General features: G+C 54.7%; 17 protein-coding genes. 12 read left to right on the forward strand and 5 right to left on the reverse strand.

Annotated features, from left to right (window positions below; genetic code table 11):
- The 3 genes from RHP47_RS07315 to RHP47_RS07325 all read left to right on the forward strand — a co-directional run bounded on the left by RHP47_RS07315 (window position 1) and on the right by RHP47_RS07325 (window position 3692).
- The gene (locus tag RHP47_RS07315; RefSeq protein WP_310840090.1) at window positions 1–1074 is read left to right on the forward strand and encodes an ATP-binding cassette domain-containing protein; all 1074 of its coding nucleotides are present in this window, start codon (window positions 1–3) and stop codon (window positions 1072–1074) included.
- 94 nt (window positions 1075–1168) lie between these two features.
- A complete protein-coding gene (sds, locus tag RHP47_RS07320; protein WP_011057594.1) occupies window positions 1169–2140 on the forward strand; it encodes a solanesyl diphosphate synthase in 972 nt (323 codons plus the stop codon).
- A gap of 190 nt (window positions 2141–2330) precedes the next feature.
- Window positions 2331–3692 (forward strand): LCP family protein, encoded by a 1362-nt coding sequence (locus tag RHP47_RS07325; RefSeq protein ID WP_310840091.1) that lies wholly within the window; start codon window positions 2331–2333, stop codon window positions 3690–3692.
- Here RHP47_RS07325 and RHP47_RS07330 read toward each other — a convergent pair.
- Window positions 3689–4345, reverse strand: coding sequence for an ATP-dependent Clp protease proteolytic subunit (locus RHP47_RS07330; protein ID WP_149819549.1), 657 nt, complete (start codon window positions 4343–4345; stop codon window positions 3689–3691). The genes RHP47_RS07325 and RHP47_RS07330 overlap by 4 nt on opposite strands.
- 106 nt (window positions 4346–4451) lie before the next feature.
- Here RHP47_RS07330 and RHP47_RS07335 point away from each other — a divergent pair, with 106 nt between their 5' ends.
- The 7 genes from RHP47_RS07335 to RHP47_RS07365 all read left to right on the forward strand — a co-directional run bounded on the left by RHP47_RS07335 (window position 4452) and on the right by RHP47_RS07365 (window position 11198).
- Entirely contained in the window at window positions 4452–5291 is an 840-nt protein-coding gene (locus RHP47_RS07335) for a prohibitin family protein (RefSeq protein WP_149819551.1), read from the forward strand.
- A gap of 131 nt (window positions 5292–5422) precedes the next feature.
- On the forward strand, window positions 5423–6775 hold the full coding sequence (gene lysA / locus RHP47_RS07340) for a diaminopimelate decarboxylase (RefSeq protein WP_310840092.1): 1353 nt from the start codon (window positions 5423–5425) through the stop codon (window positions 6773–6775).
- Between the two features lie 20 nt (window positions 6776–6795).
- Window positions 6796–7674, forward strand: coding sequence for a diadenylate cyclase CdaA (gene cdaA / locus RHP47_RS07345; RefSeq protein WP_310840093.1), 879 nt, complete (start codon window positions 6796–6798; stop codon window positions 7672–7674).
- A 22-nt stretch (window positions 7675–7696) separates the two neighbouring features.
- Window positions 7697–8446 (forward strand): polyprenyl diphosphate synthase, encoded by a 750-nt coding sequence (gene uppS / locus RHP47_RS07350; RefSeq protein ID WP_190278017.1) that lies wholly within the window; start codon window positions 7697–7699, stop codon window positions 8444–8446.
- A gap of 58 nt (window positions 8447–8504) precedes the next feature.
- Window positions 8505–9167: a uracil phosphoribosyltransferase gene (upp, locus tag RHP47_RS07355; protein WP_149819559.1), complete on the forward strand. Its 663-nt coding sequence runs from the start codon at window positions 8505–8507 to the stop codon at window positions 9165–9167.
- Window positions 9168–9170: 3 nt separating this feature from the next.
- The gene (gene thrB / locus RHP47_RS07360) at window positions 9171–10076 is read left to right on the forward strand and encodes a homoserine kinase (protein WP_310840095.1); all 906 of its coding nucleotides are present in this window, start codon (window positions 9171–9173) and stop codon (window positions 10074–10076) included.
- Between the two features lie 51 nt (window positions 10077–10127).
- Window positions 10128–11198: a RuBisCO accumulation factor 1 gene (locus RHP47_RS07365; protein WP_286625157.1), complete on the forward strand. Its 1071-nt coding sequence runs from the start codon at window positions 10128–10130 to the stop codon at window positions 11196–11198.
- Between the two features lie 7 nt (window positions 11199–11205).
- Here the strand turns inward: RHP47_RS07365 and RHP47_RS07370 are convergent, their stop codons facing one another.
- Together RHP47_RS07370 and RHP47_RS07375 are read right to left on the reverse strand one after the other, a co-directional pair.
- Window positions 11206–13434 carry a P-loop NTPase gene (locus RHP47_RS07370; protein ID WP_310840099.1) on the reverse strand — a complete coding sequence of 743 codons (2229 nt, stop codon included), beginning with the start codon at window positions 13432–13434 and terminating at the stop codon, window positions 11206–11208.
- Between the two features lie 16 nt (window positions 13435–13450).
- Window positions 13451–14590 (reverse strand): polysaccharide biosynthesis/export family protein, encoded by a 1140-nt coding sequence (locus RHP47_RS07375; RefSeq protein WP_310840101.1) that lies wholly within the window; start codon window positions 14588–14590, stop codon window positions 13451–13453.
- A gap of 111 nt (window positions 14591–14701) precedes the next feature.
- Here RHP47_RS07375 and RHP47_RS07380 point away from each other — a divergent pair, with 111 nt between their 5' ends.
- Together RHP47_RS07380 and RHP47_RS07385 are read left to right on the forward strand one after the other, a co-directional pair.
- On the forward strand, window positions 14702–15424 hold the full coding sequence (locus RHP47_RS07380) for an ABC transporter ATP-binding protein (RefSeq protein WP_310840102.1): 723 nt from the start codon (window positions 14702–14704) through the stop codon (window positions 15422–15424).
- Window positions 15425–15451: 27 nt separating this feature from the next.
- The gene (locus tag RHP47_RS07385) at window positions 15452–15736 is read left to right on the forward strand and encodes a DUF427 domain-containing protein (RefSeq protein WP_149819570.1); all 285 of its coding nucleotides are present in this window, start codon (window positions 15452–15454) and stop codon (window positions 15734–15736) included.
- Here RHP47_RS07385 and RHP47_RS07390 read toward each other — a convergent pair.
- Both RHP47_RS07390 and glmM read right to left on the reverse strand, forming a co-directional pair.
- Window positions 15690–16622 carry a methylenetetrahydrofolate reductase gene (locus tag RHP47_RS07390; protein WP_310840104.1) on the reverse strand — a complete coding sequence of 311 codons (933 nt, stop codon included), beginning with the start codon at window positions 16620–16622 and terminating at the stop codon, window positions 15690–15692. The genes RHP47_RS07385 and RHP47_RS07390 overlap by 47 nt on opposite strands.
- Window positions 16623–16677: 55 nt before the next feature.
- Window positions 16678–18048, reverse strand: coding sequence for a phosphoglucosamine mutase (gene glmM, locus RHP47_RS07395; protein WP_310840106.1), 1371 nt, complete (start codon window positions 18046–18048; stop codon window positions 16678–16680).
- Window positions 18049–18226 lie beyond the last annotated feature (178 nt).

An 18226-nucleotide genomic window follows, 5' to 3' on the forward strand; every position in this document is an offset into this window, starting at 1 on the left:
GTGACGGCAACACTGCGCCTAGAGGGAGTCACGCGGCGATTTGCACCGGGGGTGGGAATTGGCCCTCTGTCTTTGACAGTACCCGCAGGGGCGCTTTGGGTGATTGTCGGGCCTTCGGGTTGTGGCAAATCTACCCTATTGCGGCTTATTGCTGGCTTGGAGCAACCCACCAGTGGCGAGATTTATATTGGGGAGACCTGTGTCAATGGCCGCAGTGGGCGCGATCGCGATGTGGCAATGGTCTTTCAGAACTATGCCCTCTATCCCCACATGACCGTGGCCGAAAACCTTGGCTTTGGTCTGAAAATGCGCGGTGTTGATCCGGCCACACGGCAGCAACGGATTCTTCAAGTGGCTAAGCTCCTCGGGATTGAGTCCCTGCTGCAGCGCAAACCGCGTCAACTCTCCGGTGGTCAGCAACAGCGGGTGGCCTTGGGAAGGGCCTTGGCGCGATCGCCCCAAGTGTTTCTTCTCGATGAACCCCTTTCCAACCTTGATGCCCAATTGCGCGAACAAACCCGTGCTGAACTGAAACAATTGCATCAACAACTGGGCATTACCACCCTCTATGTCACCCACGATCAAGCGGAGGCGATGACCCTTGGCGATCGCATTGTGGTGCTGGATCGCGGTCAAATCCAGCAAATTGGCACCCCTGCTGATCTCTACGACAAACCCGCCAATACCATGGTGGCGCGATTTTTGGGCACCCCACCGATGAATTTACTGCCCGCTCGCTGGGATGGCAGCCGCCTGTGGATAGCGCAGCAGCCCTTACCCTGTCCGGACACCCCCCATTGGCCGCTAAAAAGTGAACAACCCCTCACCGTGGGCATTCGCCCAGAGCATTTGTCTATCAGTGAGAAGGGCTTGGGGGCGATCGCCACCCTCGTTGAACCCCTAGGCCGCGAAGCCATTGTCCGCTGTCGCCTCATGGATAGTTCCCAAGAACTGCTGTGGTTAGCCCCTAATCACCAAATCCCTCAAATGGGTGACCCTCTCCAGTTGCAGGCTCGCCATCTTTATCTGTTTGACCCTACAAGCGGGGTGGCTCTCAATTTTGAGCCTAGCTGAAAATTCATCGGAACCCTTACCCAAGATTGGAGGGTTCGCTTAGAATACAACTAGGATTCTGTAAAATTTCGTAACTTCTGCGGCCAGCCCGTCCATGACTTCGGTAACCTCTCTTTTTTCACCTGTCGAAGCGGATCTCTGTGTACTAACGGAGAACCTGAAGGCACTGATTGGAGCACAACACGCCGTACTCTCTGCTGCCGCCGAACATCTTTTTGCTGCCAGTGGTAAGCGCATCCGACCCGCCATTGTCTTTTTGGTGTCGCGAGCCACGCTGCCCGATCAGGGGATTACTCCCCGGCACTGCCGCTTGGCAGAAATTACGGAAATGATTCATACCGCCAGTCTCTTTCACGATGATGTGGTGGATCAAGCGCAACTACGGCGCGGTGTGCCCACCGTCAACAGTGTCTTTGGCAATCGGGTGGCCATTCAAGCGGGAGACTTTCTCTTTGCCCAAGCCTCTTGGTACTTAGCGGATTTGGATAACCTGCAAGTGGTGAAACTCCTCTCCCAAGTGATCAAAGACTTTGCTGAAGGGGAAATTCGCCAAGGCTTTAACCGCTTTGACACCAGCATTACCCTAGACGACTATCTACTGAAAACCTACTACAAGACAGCTTCCCTCATTGCCAACAGTGCCAAGGCGGCAGCGGTTCTCAGTGAAGCGCCCCCAGAAACCATCGAAGCCATGTACACCTACGGCAAAAATTTGGGCCTAGCCTTTCAAATTGTGGATGACATCCTTGACTTCACCCGCTCCACCGCAGAACTAGGGAAACCCGCTGGCTCAGATCTGCGGGATGGCAACCTAACGGCACCCGTCCTTTTTGCCCTACCCAAAGCCCCCTATCTGCATACCCTCATCGAGCGCGAGTTCAGTGAAGAAGGCGATCTAGAAACCGCCCTCAACCTAGTGCGCCAAAGTGGTGCCATTGAAGACGCTCGCAATTTAGCCAAGGAATATGCCCAAGCGGCTCTACCGGCACTTGAAGTGCTACCCCCGTCGGAACCGCGTCAGGCCCTCAGCCAGTTAACAGATTATGTCCTTGAGCGGCTCTATTAAGCTGCCAGCAGAACGGTCTCCAATGCTCAGCGCATAAATCTCAGGAATTGGCCGAAAAATAGAAACAAGCCTTGCTTGGGGCAGTCCAATAGGTATAAGGGCGGGATCAGTAATCAATCCCCTACACTAGAGACAGGGATTGCGTCCACCCGACTAGCCTGCAGTTTGTTTTTATTTCGGGAGTGAATTTGTGGCACGAGGCGTTCAACAGCGTAAACTGGTGAGTTCTACTGTGGGTAGTCGGGGAAGGCAAAAAGTATCTCAAAAAAGCAGGGGTCAGCGATCGCGCCCTTCAGTGTGGCGTACCCTAGGCTGGATTGCTGCCTTTAGTGGTGTGTCCTTGGTCTCTGCCTTTGCGGGCATGACATTTGTTTTGATGTCACCCTTTCAGGGCACGAACCATCGTGGCCAACGGGATCCCTCTTGGCTGGAAATGATGACACGGGGATTCCAATATGGCATGAGTCGGCCAGTGAACCTCTTGGTATTGGGGGTGGATGAGGTTCTAGGGGCTCCTCCCGGCTCCCCTGAACGGTTTCGTGGCCGCACCGACACGATGCTGCTGGCGCGGTTTAACCCTGAAAATGGCACGATTACGGTCTTGAGTATTCCCCGTGATACCCGTGTGGAAATTCCCGGACATGGCATCGACAAAATTAATGCCGCCAATGTTTATGGAGAGGTGGATCTAACGGTGCGGGTGGTCAGCGAAATCCTCAACTATACCCCCATTGATCGCTACATTCGCATTGATACGAGGGCATTTCGAGAATTGGTAGATCTGGTGGGCGGTGTCGAGGTCAACGTGCCCAAGCGGATGGTTTATACCGATCACACCCAAAAACTTTACATTGATCTTCAACCGGGGCTGCAAACCCTGAACGGGGAGCAAGCAGAGGGTTTTGTTCGCTTTCGTTACGATGAACTGGGGGATATTGGCCGTGCCCAGCGGCAGCAAATGCTGATCAAGGCGCTGCAAAAGAAACTGGCCAATCCCGTCATGCTGACCCAGTTGCCGAAACTCTACAGCGTCCTGCAAAAATATGTGGATACGGATTTAACCTTTGCCGAACTGATGGCGATCGCCCAATTTAGTCTGCGTATTGAGCCAGACAACCTGCGTTTGATTCTGCTGCCGGGACGCTTTAGTGGTGATGGCTATGCGGTCAGCTACTGGCTGCCCGACTATGACCGCATTGATCGGGTGGTTGCTGAGCACTTTAGCGATCGCCCCTCAAAACTAGTCAACTATACTTGGGGCGACAGTGGCACCCTGCGGATTGCCCTGCAAAATGCCTCCGGCAGTCGTGAGGCTGCTCAAGATATGGCGGATTTTCTCGCCCACCATGGCTATACCAATGTGATCATCAGTGAAGAGTGGTATCAGCAAACCCCTGAAACGGAAATTGTCGCCCAACAGGGAGACCTCAGCGCCGCCCAAATGATCCGCTCTGTCCTTGGCATGGGGCGTGTCTCTGCTAACTCCACTGGCGTCCTTTCCTCTGACATCACCATTCGCATTGGCCGTGACTGGGCGGCGGTGTTGCACTAGGTCAAGGTTGCTGGCAGTTTCTTGGTAACAGCCTCTGGTTCAAGGATGCGGTCAATGATGCCGTACTCCTTCGCCATCTGTGGGGTCATGTACAGCAGCCGATCCATATCACGGGTGATCCGCTCAGGGGGTTGACCGGTATTTTGCGCCAAAATTTCCACCATCATCGCCTTATTGGCCAGAACCTCCTTGGCACGAATTTGGATATCGGTGGCCTGCCCTTGGGCATAGCTCTTGGTTTGGTGCAGGACAATCGTGGCGTGGGGTAAGCTGGCGCGACACCCCTTGGTACCGGCCGAGAGCAACATGGCGGCCATCCCCATCGCTTGACCAATGCAGATCGTATGCACAGGGGGCTTAATGTAGCGCATGGTGTCGCAGATGGCAAAGGCTTCTGTTTCAAAGCCAATGGGTTCGCCATCGTAGCGGGAGGTTCCCGTCGAGTTAATGTAAATGCGGATGGGTTTTTCGGGATCGTCGTATTGCAGATAGAGCAGTTCCGCAATGATCAGCTCCGTAACCGCTGGCACCAAAGGCATGCCGAGATAGACGATCCGCTCCTTCAACAGCAGTGAAGGGAGATCGGGGGGTGGAGTGCGATAGTAGGCATCACCATAGTAGGCCGCTTGGGCAGCAGTAAGGGGCAACCGCATAGGACGCTCAGCAAATGACAGACTATCTGTACTTTAGCAAGGAATTGCCTTCCGGATCGGTGGGAAGCACCGCCTATAATCAAAGCAGAAATCCAATTCTTGGGTCATGAATCAACTCGCCAGTTCGCGGCTCACTTCCTCAGTGGTGGCGATCGCCATTGTCTTGCTGGTTGTCCTTTTGAATGCCGTGGTGATTATTAATCCTGGCCAAGCAGGGGTGCTGAGTATTTTGGGTAAAGCTCAGGATACTCCCCTCCTCGAGGGCATTCACTGGAAACCGCCGTTTATTGCCAGTGTGGATGTCTATGACGTAACTGTACAGAAGTTTGAAGTGCCAGCGGAAAGTGCCACCAAAGATTTGCAGGATATTACCGCCAGTTTTGCCATCAACTTTCGCCTAGACCCCATGGCCATCGTGGATGTGCGCCGCACCCAAGGGACCCTAGAAAATATCGTGGCCAAAATCATTGCTCCCCAGACCCAAGAGGCTTTCAAAATTGCTGCTGCCCGTCGCACGGCGGAGGAGGCCATTACCAAGCGCGATGAACTTAAGGAGGATTTTGATCATGCCCTCGGCGATCGCCTAGCCAAGTACCACATTCTCGTACTGGATACCAGTGTCGTTAACCTTGACTTTTCGGAGGAATTTTCCAAGGCCGTCGAGGATAAGCAAATTGCTGAGCAGCGGGCACAACGGGCGGTCTATATTGCCCAAGAGGCAGCTCAACAGGCGCAAGCGGAAATTAACCGTGCCCAAGGGAAAGCGGAAGCCCAACGCCTCCTTGCCGAAACCCTCAAAGCTCCGGGGGGCCAGTTAGTGCTGCAAAAGGAAGCGATCGAAGCATGGCGCGAAGGCGGTGCCCAAGTGCCCCAAGTGATTGTGATCAACGGCCAAGAAGGGCTACCCCCCTTTTTCCTCAATTGGACAGGAACAGCAGCAAAATAGCTGAGGGACGGTTCGATGAACTACAGGCTCAGCAGAGACTCAACAGATGAAGGGAGCGATCGCCCAAATCCCCCTAGAATTGAGAATAGCGATTTGTTCTTTTATTCTTTGATTTCTCGCGATACTGACCCATGATCTCCACCCCGCTTGCTGCCAATCAACAAATTTTACCCCTGACTGCGCAAACCAATGCCCGCGGCCATCTCACCATTGGTGGGTGTGATGTGGTGGAGTTAGTGGCTCAGTTTGGCTCTCCCCTCTACATCCTTGATGAATTCACCTTTCGCACCGCCTGCCGTCAATACCAAGACACCCTCCAGCAGACCTACGGTGGTGAATTTTTGGTGCTCTACGCTTCAAAGGCTTGGAACTGCTTGGCCACCTGCGCCCTTGCCCACAGTGAAGGCTTGGGGATTGATGTGGCCTCCGGGGGTGAACTCTACACTGCCTTGAGTGCCGGCGTCCCCGCCAGCCACATTTACTTCCACGGTAATAACAAGTCCCCCCAAGAACTCCTCTATGCCCTTGAGGTCAATTGCACGATTGTTGCCGATAACTGGCTAGAACTAGAGCGCCTTGCTGCCTACGTTGAGGAGCATGATCTCTCGACCCCACCGCGCGTCATGTTGCGGTTGACACCGGGGATTGAATGCCACACCCACGAATATATCCGCACTGGACATCTAGACAGCAAATTTGGCTTTGACCCGCAACAGTTTCCAGAGTTGCTTCAGTTTGCTAAGGCGCATCCCGAACTAGACTGGGTCGGACTCCACGCCCACATTGGCTCACAGATTTTTGAGGAACAACCCCATTTAGACCTCTGTGATGTCCTTGTGGATTGGCTGGCTCAAGCCCGTGAAGCGATGCTACCCATGCGCGAACTGAATGTGGGGGGTGGTCTTGGCATTCGCTATGTAGACTCCGATAATCCACCGGCGATCGCCCACTGGACAAAGGCCATTAGTCATCAACTGAGCCAAGCCTGTCAGCAACACCATCTTCCCTTACCCAAACTCATCTGTGAGCCGGGTCGCTCCATCGTTGGACCTGCGGCAGTGACGGCCTACACCGTGGGCAGCCGTAAGGTGATTCCTGAAGTGCGCACCTACATTGCGGTGGACGGGGGCATGTCCGATAATCCCCGACCCATTACCTATCAGGCGCAATATACAGCCCTGTGTGCCAATCGCATGACCACTGCCGCCACAGAAACCGTACGTGTTGCCGGTAAGCACTGCGAATCGGGCGATATTCTGCTGCCCCAAGTCACCCTACCCCCCCTGCAAGCCAATGATATTTTAGTGGTGGCCAGTACGGGTGCCTACAACTACAGCATGGCCTCCAACTACAATCGCGTGCCCCGGCCGGCGGCGGTGGTGGTCTGTGAGGGGGAAGCCAACCTGATCCTGCAACGGGAAACCTACGCTGATTTGGTGGCCCATGATGTCTTGCCCCTGCGATTGAGCACCCCCGCCCCCTAGGAGGTGACGAGCACAATGGGATGATAAGCCTCCTAGGTAACTTGTCGTGGCTGCTGCTGTCCTCGGAGACACTGGCCAAGGTGCGAACAGTCGTGGATGTGGTTTTGGTCTTGACCCTAACCTACGCTATTTTGCGGGTTGTGGCCGAGCGGCGAACCCTCTGGATGATACGGGGCTTTATCTTCCTCCTTTTGGCAACCTCCCTCAGTCGTGCCATTGAGCTACAGTTTTTGAGCTTTGTGCTGCACAACTTAGTGATTGGCTCTGCGGTGGCCTTAGCCGTTATTCTACAATCGGAAATTCGCATTTTTCTGGAACAGTTGGGACGAGGACAGTTTTTCGGCTTTGTGCAGCCCGTGGCCGAGTCGAGTCTCACCAATGATGCCGTTGATTTGATTGTGACGGCCGTGAAGGGATTATCTCAGGATCGTACGGGGGCACTCATTCTCTTGGAAACCCATACAAAGCTCAGCCCCCAAGATTTTACCCATGCAGGGATCGCTCTCAATGCCCGCCTTTCGCCAGAACTCATTACCTCAATTTTTCAAGTGAGTTCCCCCCTGCACGATGGGGCAATTTGGGTGCGGGGTGCTGAAGTGATTGCGGCAAAGTTGATCCTGCCCCTCTCGGATCGCACGGGGCCTTGGCAGTTGGGCACTCGCCATCGCGCCGCCCTAGGGATTACCGAACGCATTAGCCACTGTGTCTGTGTAGTGGTCTCTGAGGAAACGGGGTCAATTTCCCTTGCCTTTAAGGGGGAGCTTCAACGTCCCCTCACAAGCAGTAAACTAGGGGAATTGTTGCGGCAATATGTGCAGGATCAAGGGACGGGAACTTCACAACCCCGTCAACGTCGGCACAGCTTAAAATTTTGGAAAACGGTATGGCCACTGCGCTAATTTCCGCCAGTAGGATGTGTCTATGACGCTACAGCCCCAGTCACTCATTGAGTTACCCGCTGATTTGGATCGCGATCGCCTACCTCGCCATGTGGCGGTGATTATGGATGGCAATGGCCGCTGGGCAAAGCAGCGCAATTTACCGCGCATTATGGGACACCAACGCGGGGTGGACACCCTCAAGGATCTGCTGCGCTGTTGCAAAGATTGGGGCATTGAAGCCCTGACCGCCTACGCCTTCTCCACAGAAAACTGGGGGCGCCCCCTGCCGGAGGTGGATTTTCTGATGACCCTCTTTGAGCGAGTGTTGCGGCGGGAGCTGGCGGAAATGGTTGCCGAGGGCGTGCAAATTCACTTTGTGGGTGACTTGGCGTGTTTGCCGAACTCCCTACAAGCGGAAATTGAGCGAGCGATGACCGCTACGGCCAATAACCAAAAAATTAAATTTGTGGTGGCAACCAACTATGGTGGGCGACGGGAAATTATCCACGCTTGCCGTTCGATTGCAGCCCAAGTGAAAGCGGGACGCCTTGACCCCGCCGATATTGATGAAGTACTCTTTGAACGCCATTTGTACACGGGCGGCCTACCGGATCCCGATTTGTTGATTCGCACCAGTGGCGAGATGCGCGTCAGTAACTTTTTGCTGTGGCAGGTGGCCTATTCAGAAATTTACGTCACCAAGACCCTCTGGCCGGATTTTGACCGCGCTGCTTTCCATGAGGCGCTCCGGGATTACCAACAGCGACAGCGGCGATTTGGCCGTGTCTAAAGGGGACGATTTCAGTGGAGAATAGGAAAGCCCGCCGGGTACGTATTGGAGCGATACTGTGACCCCCCAATTGCGCATTTATGTCCCCCCTCATCCCCTCATTCAACACTGGCTAACGGTGGCTCGCGATCGCAACACGCCCACTCCCTTATTTCGGGTGGCAATGACAGAACTGGGGCGGTGGCTGGCCTATGAGGCGGCGCGGGAATGGTTGCCAACGGTGGAAACAGTGGTTGAAACGCCCCTTGCCCCCTGTGCAGCGCTGGTGGTGAATCCGCAAGTACCCGTCGTGGTGGTACCAATTTTGCGGGCGGGTTTAGCCTTGCTCGACGGTGCCCAAGGGGTCTTACCCACAGCAAAGACGTACCACTTAGGGATTGTGCGGGATGAGGCCACCCTTGAACCCAGTTGCTATCTCAATAAGTTGCCCCCGCAGTTTGACCCGCAAACCCGTGTCCTTATTAGTGAGCCGATGCTGGCAACGGGAGGTTCAATTATGACAGCAATGCAGGAATTGGTGCAGCGGGGGATTGACCCAGCCTTGGTGCGAATCATTTCCGTGGTCACTGCGCCGCCAGCTTTGCAGAAACTCGGTGCCCATTTTCCCGCAGTGCAAGTCTATGCGGCCACGATTGATGAGACAGTGAATGAGCAGGGCTTTATTGTGCCCGGCTTGGGGGATGCGGGCGATCGCGCCTTTGGTACCGGGGAGGAAGTGTAACCGATGATGACAGTGGTGACTGTGCCAGCAACAACGGCTAATTTGGGTCCGGGGTTTGATTGTCTGGGAGCGGCTCTCACCCTCACCAATACGTTTACCTTTTCCTTGAGCGATCGCCCCCATGTCAATGTGCGGGGCACTGAAGCAGGCGGTGTCAGCAGTAGCTCCGACAATTTGGCCTATCGTGCCTACCACCGTTTCTATCAATATCTAGGGCGTGAAGCCCCACCTGTGTATTTAGAGATTGATCTGGGGGTTCCCCTCGCACGGGGTCTCGGCAGTTCAGCGACCGCAATTATTGGCGGCTTAGTAGGGGCAAATCGGCTGGCGGGCTTTCCCCTCAGTCATACCGAGGTTCTAGAATTGGCCATTGAAATGGAAGGCCACCCCGATAATGTGGTGCCGGCCTTGCTAGGGGGCTGTCGTCTTGCTGTCCAAGGGAGTGCAGGGGGATGGCATTGGCTAGAAATTCCTTGGGATCAGGATGTGGTGCCGATTGTGGCGATTCCAGACTTTGAGCTAGCCACGGAAACAGCGCGGCAAGTGCTACCTCCCCACTGTACCTACGGTGATGCAGTTTTTAATATCAGTCACCTTGGTGCTCTGCTGCGGGGTTTGGAAACGGGTCAACGGGAGTGGCTGCAACTGGCCTTGGGCGATCGCCTGCATCAACCCTACCGCCAAAGTCTGATCAAAGGCTATACCGACCTCCACAGGGCGGCTCTTGAGGCGGGTGCCCACGGTTTGGTCATTAGTGGCGCAGGCCCCACGCTTTTAGCCCTTGGGGATCCCGTTACCGCTTCCGCCATTGCCACTGCCCTCAAGGAGACTTGGGCAAAGTTTGATGTGCAGGCACGGGTGGAGGTGCTGGCCATTCAACGCCAAGGGACAACGGTGCGCGATCGCTAGCAATCTTAGGCAATTGTATAGCATGCTTCCCTGTCAATAGGAGGTGATTAAATGAGCCAAGAACAGGATGCCCTGACAACGGAAGTGCTGCAACGCCTACGCCGCAAGGAGGGCACTTGGCAGGATTGGGGGGCCGGATGCCAGCAACTGCAAAAACAAGGGCTATCTCCCCAAGCGATTTTTGAGGCCACGGGCATTGAACCCATTCACCAAAATCAACTGATCATTGCCCTGCAAGTGAGTCAGAGCCTACGGGAAGCCCCTGAATCTGTGCGTGCCTATTTTCAAACGCGGGGCAGCGATCTGCTCTATGAACTGCGGGTCTTATCAGCGGGCGATCGCCTTGCAGCAGCCACCCTCATTGTTGAGAAACAACTGGATGTCACTGCGGTTCATGAGGTCTGCCGTGCCCTCAAGGCCGTGAGCTATCAAAAGGATGACAGTGCAGGTTTTGGTGAGAGTGTGGGCGATCGCATTGGTCGCTACTATTGGCAACTGGCGCGGCAGCAACGCGATTTAGCCCAGCGATCGCGCCTTATTGCTCAGGGCTTTCGCTTTGTTGAATCCGCCACAGGTCGCCAAGCGCTTGAGAAACTGCTGACGGACTTGACCGTGGTTCCCGCTGCTAGCCAACCTCGACTCCCCCTTTACCGCTTGGATTCCGCTGAAGACCTGCCCTACCTCGTTCCCATGGCAGGAACAGCCCCCCTCGCTGCTGCAGCCTTTAATCAAGTACCGCAGTTAACTTCTACAGGTGCTTTTCAATTAGTCGCTGTTCCTCAACCCATGACCCTAGTGGCTCTCCCCAGTTGGCAGGTTCTCCTGAATGCTGTTGACCCAGTCGGGGTGCTTTGGCCAGTGGCAGACCTACCCACAGAATTACCGCCCACGCCTGAGGGACTCCCCATTGAACAAGTGCTCCTGATTGTGGATCGTGGTCTTCCAGAATGGGAGCGCGATCGCTATCTGTTGATTGCACCTAGGGCCAGCGATCCTGTCCAACTGGCTTGGTTTCCTGAACCCCCTACAGCGCCAATTCTTGGCCAACTCCTGCTCGTCTTACGCCCCCCCCAAGTGCTGGATGAGAGTATCAACAAGGAACTTTGGTTCTTTGAGGAATAGCTTAACTTTAGGCGAGATTCACCACAACGCCCAGAGCGCTACTACTCCCCAAACTGTAATCTGCCAAGGCTAGTCGCACCGGCTGCTGGGGTGCCTTCAGATTCACTACCACAAGGGTCTGATCCACCAGTCCCGACCAGAGTTTGGCATCAGCAAAGTTGGCCAAGGGGGGTGTATCCACAATCACCAGATCAAAATAGTTTTGCAGGTGAGCCATGAACTGTTTGAGCGTGTCTTGGCTGAGGAACCGCATCGGCTGTTGCCGCAACTCACCAGCGGTTAAAATTGCAAGACCGCGCCGCGCCTGAGCAACGCTATACCAGTGCCGCCGATGAATTAACCAATCTGCCAAGCCCTGTTCATTCGTCAGGCCGAGATAGCGGTGAATCTGGGGTCGCCGTAAATCCCCATCAATCAGCAGAACCCGCTGACCCGTGCCTGCGGCAGCAAGGGCAAGATGCAGAGCAACGGTGGTGCGCCCATCGGTGGGTAGGGCTGAAATCACGGCTAACGAATGCCCCAAACCCACGGCCTGGAGGTTGGCAAACACATGGTGAAAGGCTTCCTGAAACTTCACCCATTCCCCGACAGAGGGTAGGACTTGAGTCACCTGCCACAGCCCTGAATTGCCCTTCACCACGCGCTCTAGGCGGAGGTTAGTTTGGGGGGTTGCCTTGGGAATTTTGCCAAGGAGGGGCAAGCCGAGGGCATCTTCCACTTGGGCTGGACTGACAAACGTATTGGCGGCTGCATCTGCAACATAAGTAGCCAGAACCCCCAACACAAGGCTGGCGATCGCCCCTAGCACCAACAGCAGTAAGCGTGGGAAGGTGGGTTGGACAGCGGGATTCTCTAAATCCGTCAACACCTGCCAAGCAAAGTTATTCTGTGCTAGTTGTAGTTGCACTGCCTGTCGGGCTTGATTGAGCATCTCGAGGGAGAGGTTGGCCGTCCGAATCCGATGTTCAAGGCGATCAATGGCGGGGAGTTGGCTACTCAGTTGTTGTAATTGTTGGGCAACTGTCCTTTGAGGGGCAGCCAATTCGGCGTCATAGCGCCGCTGGTTTTCGTATTCAATCCACGCCGTAATGTAGTTGGTAATCAGCGTTTGTGACACTGTTCCCTGAAAGCCCAGAGCCGTGGGGTTGTCCACTTGATATTGCTCACCAATCACTTGGCGGGCGATCGCCTGCAATTGCTCCACCAAAACTCGCCGCTGTTCCTCAAGAGCTTGGATAACGGGTGTCCCTTCCCGAAAAATGGCTAGATTCTTGGCAATTTCTTGATCCAGTTCTTGAATGCGTGCCAGTTGTTGCTGATAAGCAGGGGAGGTACTTAAATTCGCTGCTGCTAGGGCTTCGGCGGGTGTCATCTTGAGTTGTTCTTGAAACCCTTGAAAACGACCGTAGGCTTCCACGGCCTTCAGGCGAGCCGCTTGGCGCAGGCTATGGATTTGGCGATACTGTTCTGTTAAAAAGCGCAGTTGTTCTGAGGGTTGCAGGCTCGTGCCTTGGGGTTGGCTGGCTTGGAGTTGCTGCTGGAGTTGCTCTAATTCTGTAAGGTGCTGATTGATGTCTTTGTCCAGTTGCTCTAGGGTGCGATTGAGTTGTTCTTGGCGATCGCGCTGACTGTAGTCAACAAACGCCTCTGCCACGGCCTTTAATACTGCGGTCACGATTTCTGGCTGGCGATCGCGATAGGCCACTTCTAGCACTTTTGTTTGGGTCGGCAGTTGCTCTGTGGCGGAACTAACCACTGGTCGAATTTCCAGATGCTCAGCTAAGACCCGCGTGGTCAGATGGGGATACTGCTGTTGTAGTTTCTGGGCAATGGGTGCCAGTACTTTGTCACTTTCTAGAACGAGAATCTGTGCCCCCACATCCACTGGAGGGGGTGTGGTTGGCGGCGGGGAGGGGAGGGTACTGGCAATGCCATCACGGGGGGTCAGGGTTGGCGCAGGCTGTGGTTCCTTCACTGGTTCCATCAGGAGGCGAAAATAGGCCTCGTACATTTCGGGTTGCCAGAAAACATACCCCCCCATGACCAAGAATGAGAGTAAAACCGTTCCTGACAGTAGTCGCCACCGTCGCCGACAGCGATCGCTAAAAGCTTGCAGCCCACCCTTGTTAGAACTTTTTCTGGTGCTGAACCGTGATGGATTTCGCTGGCGATCGCCCGCAGGACGCACTTCGCGATCAACGACCCGTAAATTGGGTATCTTTTGTGGGAGCGACATCAGTAGTACGCCATTCCTAATCAAATATGTTAACTAAGTTGAGGAACACTCCTAAGGTTCCTAAGGCGCCGATCGGCCGCAGGGCATTCCCAATCGTATCCCCCACCTGCGTTAGCCCTGACCGTTCCACCACAATCACATCCCCCTGTTGCAACACAGGATTATTGTTGGCATTGGGTTGAGCCGCCAAGCTAAAGGGAATCCGTCGCCGACTGACTGTGCCATCGCGATTCAGCCGCACCAGCGTCACCCTAGACATATTGGCACGTTGCACATTGAATCCGCCAGCCGCCCCAATTCCCTGAGTGAGCGTGGCATTGGCTGGCACTTCGACCAAGCCCGGTCGCAATACTTCGCCCACAACCTGCACCCGAATCACCTGTGGCGAAAACGTTGCCGAGGCCACCCGTACGGCTTCAGCCGCATTCACTTCCTTCGCCTTGGGCACCACAATCACATCATCACTGCGCAGCGTGATATCTTGGTTCGCATCCCCCGACTGAATCATCTCCCAAAGATTAATTCTGGTTACGGCTGTTTGGCCATTCCCCAGTTGGCGGCGTATCTCAATGTTGCGAATATCGGCCTCTTGGGTAATTCCACCGCTTTGAGCAAGGACTTGGCTCAGGCGAGGCCATGTTAAGCCACCGGAAAGGCCGATACCGGGGGCAGAAGCTGATACAGAAGTAAAAGGAACAACATAGGAGCCTGGACGGCTCACCTCACCTGCCACCAAAATCTTCATGGGGCGCGGCGTCTGCAATGTAACCGTTACTGCTGGAAAGCGCATGACTTTACTATAGGCGTTCAGAATCACCTGCTCCGCTTGGGGGAGAGTTAAGCCGCCCACCATTACCCGTCCTGCCAACGGTAGAGCGACTGAGCCATCAAGATTAACGGTAAATTCTCGTTGATTAGTAACTGTTGGTGGCAGGTTGACCACTTCAATGAACAACACATCCCCTGGGCCTAGGCGGTAGTCCTCAAGGGGGTTGATGGTTGTAAAAGGGTGGGCATGGGGGGGCATGGGGCTGGTGGGCAGGGTCTGAGCAGTGGCCGAGCGGGGTACCATCAGTGTTGCCCCAAGGGTGAATCCACTGGCGATCGCCAGCGTGATGACGGTGTTGTGTAGCCTTGGCAATGATTTGCACCCCATGGTTCATTCTCCTCACTCACTTGTTTGTTCTACCATACGCCATCTATTCGCCACCAAGGTCATGAAAAAAGGCTTTAGAATGAGTGCAAATGGCCTTGTCACCTCATTGTAATGCTGGATTCGCCACTCATTTGCCTAGAACAGATTTCTAAAGTGTATGGCCAGGGGGAAACGGAAGTTCACGCCCTTAGGGAGGTGAATCTCAGCATTCAGCGGGGAGAATACTGTGCAATTATGGGGGCTTCGGGGTCAGGGAAGTCCACAATGATGAATATTATGGGCTGTTTGGATCGCCCGACCTCTGGTCGCTATTTTCTCGATGGCCAAGATGTGGCACACCTCAGTGATGATGAACTCGCCCATATTCGCAATGCCAAGATTGGTTTTGTCTTTCAACAGTTTTACTTGCTGGGGCAGCTAACGGCACTGGAAAATGTGATGCTACCCATGGTCTATGCCCAAGTTCCCCCCAAGGAACGGCGCGATCGCGCGATCGCTGCATTGGAACAGGTGGGGTTGGGTCACCGCCTTGAGAATCGCCCCAATCAACTCTCGGGAGGGCAGCAACAACGGGTGGCGATCGCCCGCGCCATTGTCAATCAGCCGCTACTCCTGCTCGCCGATGAACCCACCGGTGCCCTCGATAGCCACACCACGGCGGAAATTCTTGCTATCTTTGGGCAACTCAATGCGGCCGGCATGACGGTAATTATGGTGACCCATGAACCCGATGTGGCGGCTGTCACGCACCGCATTATTCAGTTTCGTGACGGTCAAATTCTTTGCGATCGCCCCAACGTGCCTACCCCGCTGACAGCACCTGTTTTATCTTAAGAAGGGGAGCGACTGAGAAAAAAAGCAATGGCAAAAGCAGTTTGGAAAGGCGCAACCTTGGCCGAGAGCGATCGCTATGAGTTGGTCGAAGGCAATGTTTATTTTCCGCCAGAGGCACTCAATCCGGCCTATTTTCAGCCCAGCGATACCCACACCGTTTGTGGTTGGAAAGGCACAGCCAGCTACTACCACGTTGTTGTCAATGGTGAGGTGAATCGTGATGCTGCGTGGTACTACCCCGATCCCAAGCCGGCGGCAGCCAATATCAAAGGCTATGTGGCGTTTTGGCGCGGGGTGCAGGTGACGCGCTAAGGGGAGCAATTCCCGCTCGGTTGAGAATTTCCGGAATCAAATCCTCACGGCGCACCGCCATTAAATGCACTCCCTGACAGAGTTCCCGTGCCTGTTGCACTTGCTCGGCAGCAATAGTTATCCCTTCATCGAGGGGATCAGCGGCAGCGGCAAGGCGATCGATAAGGTGCTGCGGAATCGAAGCCCCCGGCACGGCGCGATTGATAAACAGGGCATTTTTGGCCGACTTGAGGAGAAAAATTCCAGCAAGAATGGGTCGCCCACAGCCAGCGGCAATCTGATCCATAAACTTGGCTAGCCGCTCAAAATCGGTAATTAACTGCGTTTGGAAAAATTGAGCACCCGCTGCCAATTTGCGTTCAAACCGTTGTTGCAGTCCTGACCAACTGGCAGACTGAGGATCAACCGCAGCGCCAGCAAAAAATTGAGTGGCGCCATCGGGTAGGGGACGATCCTCGCTATCCACCCCTTGATTCAGTTGGCCAATAATGCGCAATAGACGTACAGACTCTAAATCAAAAACGGGCTTGGCTTGGGGATGATCGCCAGCTTTGACCGGGTCTCCTGTGAGTGCCAAAATGTTGTGCAAACCTAGAGCAGCAATGCCCATAAGATCGGCCTGTAGGGCAATGCGGTTGCGATCGCGACAGGCGATCTGGCAAATGGGTTCAAACCCCTGCTGTTGCAACAAATAGGCGGCTGCCCAAGAACTCATGCGCAACACAGCGCGACTGCCATCGGTGACATTAACCGCATGAACCCGCCCCTTGAGATGGGCTGCTTGGCGCAACATCGTACTGGCATCCCTACCCTTTGGGGGGCAAACCTCTGCGGTGATGAGAAACTCACCCTGCTCACAGGCAGCTTGAAAACGCGAGACTGACAAGGAAATGGCTAGAGCGCGACTAGGCAATTATCATACAAGCTAGTGACGCCTGTTCCTAGGCCGCTAAATAAGCGGTCACCGTCTGCACCAAGGTCTCTGTCCAATAATCAGCAACACTTTGCTGCTCGGCTTCCACCATGACACGGATAACGGGTTCTGTCCCAGAGGCACGTACCAAGACTCGCCCGCGATCGCCCATATCCAGTTGAGCCTTGGCAATCATCTGCTGCAGAGGTTCACACTCCTGCCAGTGGAGCCGCCGCTGCCGATCGTCAACACGGACATTGCGGAGAATTTGCGGGTAGGCGGTAAAACTTTGGTCTCGCAGTTGTGCCAAGGATAGACGGGAATCCTGAACTAGGGTCGCTAAATGAACCGCTGTGAGCAAGCCATCCCCCCCCACACCATAGTGACGGCAGAGGATATGTCCCGACTGTTCTCCCCCTAGCATGGCACCGTGGCGCAGCATCTCTGCATGGACGTATTGATCGCCCACTGCTGCCCGCACCAGTTGTCCACCCCGCGCTTGCCAAGCTCGCTCAAAGCCGAGATTCGACATCACAGTGGCGACAATCAAATCCTTAGGGAGTTGTGCCTGCGACTGAAGCCGTTGTCCCCAGAAGTAGAGAATGTGATCGCCATCAACCACCCGTCCTTGACTATCCACCGCCAGCACGCGATCGGCATCGCCATCAAAGGCAAACCCCATAGCGGCACGGGTTTCACGGACAGCCTGTTGTAATGGTTCTAAATGGGTGGAACCGCAGTTGACATTAATGCGATTGCCATCGGCGCGATCGTGGAGAGCAATCACCTCAGCCCCTAGGGCATGGAACACCGTCGGTGCCACCGCCACCGCAGATCCCCAAGCCAAATCTAACACCACCCGCAGTCCCTGCAGGGGCTGACGATCCTCAAGGGGGGCTTGCACCGCATGGCGATAGCGCTGCAGCAATTCGGGACGATGATGCAAATGCCCCCAGTGCTCCGTATGGGGCAAGGATAGGCCAGCATTTAGGTGGGCTTCAATTTCTTTTTGCAGATCAGGGCTGAGCTTGCTGCCATCGCTGCCAAAAATTTTAATGCCGTTATCGGCGGGGGGATTGTGACTGGCGGAAATCATGGCGCCGCCCATCGCCTCTGTGGTGGCGGTCAAATAGGCAATACAGGGAGTCGGGCACAAGCCTACATTCCACACTTCAAAACCAGCGGCGGTTAACCCTGCGGCCAAGGCTGTGGCCAACATATCACTGGAGTTGCGGGAATCTTGACCAATGACAAAAGGGCCTTGGGGTGCATCCGTCCTTTGTCGCAGCACTTCTCCCACCCAATATCCCAAGCTCAAGGCCAAGTTGGGGGTTAGCAACTCCCCCGCCCGCCCACGAATGCCATCGGTGCCGAACCGAATCGGCTGCTGCCCAGTCATGGTTGATTCCTCACGCCACACCAACACTCATTATTTTCTAGTCGATCTCCTGAGCTATGCAGGAGACGATTCTTAACATTTATTCACTCTCTCTGGACTATAGCACCTCTATGAACCTTTGCTGCCACATCAACGTCCCCCCACAGGAGTATTCTGGATCAGCGGGAATTGAGGCAAA

The organism is Thermosynechococcus sp. QKsg1 (assembly GCF_031586415.1).
In the GTDB taxonomy this organism is placed as follows: Bacteria; Cyanobacteriota; Cyanobacteriia; order Thermosynechococcales; family Thermosynechococcaceae; genus Thermosynechococcus.

Bases quoted from the DNA above. Each gene is read 5' to 3' on its own strand.
- sds (WP_011057594.1), top strand. From the start codon at position 1,169: ATGACTTCGGTAACCTCTCTTTTTTCACCTGTCGAAGCGGATCTCTGT.
- RHP47_RS07330 (WP_149819549.1), bottom strand. From the start codon at position 4,345: ATGCGGTTGCCCCTTACTGCTGCCCAAGCGGCCTACTATGGTGATGCC.
- RHP47_RS07335 (WP_149819551.1), top strand. From the start codon at position 4,452: ATGAATCAACTCGCCAGTTCGCGGCTCACTTCCTCAGTGGTGGCGATC.
- lysA (WP_310840092.1), top strand. From the start codon at position 5,423: ATGATCTCCACCCCGCTTGCTGCCAATCAACAAATTTTACCCCTGACT.
- cdaA (WP_310840093.1), top strand. From the start codon at position 6,796: ATGATAAGCCTCCTAGGTAACTTGTCGTGGCTGCTGCTGTCCTCGGAG.
- uppS (WP_190278017.1), top strand. From the start codon at position 7,697: ATGACGCTACAGCCCCAGTCACTCATTGAGTTACCCGCTGATTTGGAT.
- thrB (WP_310840095.1), top strand. From the start codon at position 9,171: ATGATGACAGTGGTGACTGTGCCAGCAACAACGGCTAATTTGGGTCCG.
- RHP47_RS07365 (WP_286625157.1), top strand. From the start codon at position 10,128: ATGAGCCAAGAACAGGATGCCCTGACAACGGAAGTGCTGCAACGCCTA.
- RHP47_RS07370 (WP_310840099.1), bottom strand. From the start codon at position 13,434: ATGTCGCTCCCACAAAAGATACCCAATTTACGGGTCGTTGATCGCGAA.
- RHP47_RS07375 (WP_310840101.1), bottom strand. From the start codon at position 14,590: ATGGGGTGCAAATCATTGCCAAGGCTACACAACACCGTCATCACGCTG.
- RHP47_RS07380 (WP_310840102.1), top strand. From the start codon at position 14,702: ATGCTGGATTCGCCACTCATTTGCCTAGAACAGATTTCTAAAGTGTAT.
- RHP47_RS07385 (WP_149819570.1), top strand. From the start codon at position 15,452: ATGGCAAAAGCAGTTTGGAAAGGCGCAACCTTGGCCGAGAGCGATCGC.
- glmM (WP_310840106.1), bottom strand. From the start codon at position 18,048: ATGACTGGGCAGCAGCCGATTCGGTTCGGCACCGATGGCATTCGTGGG.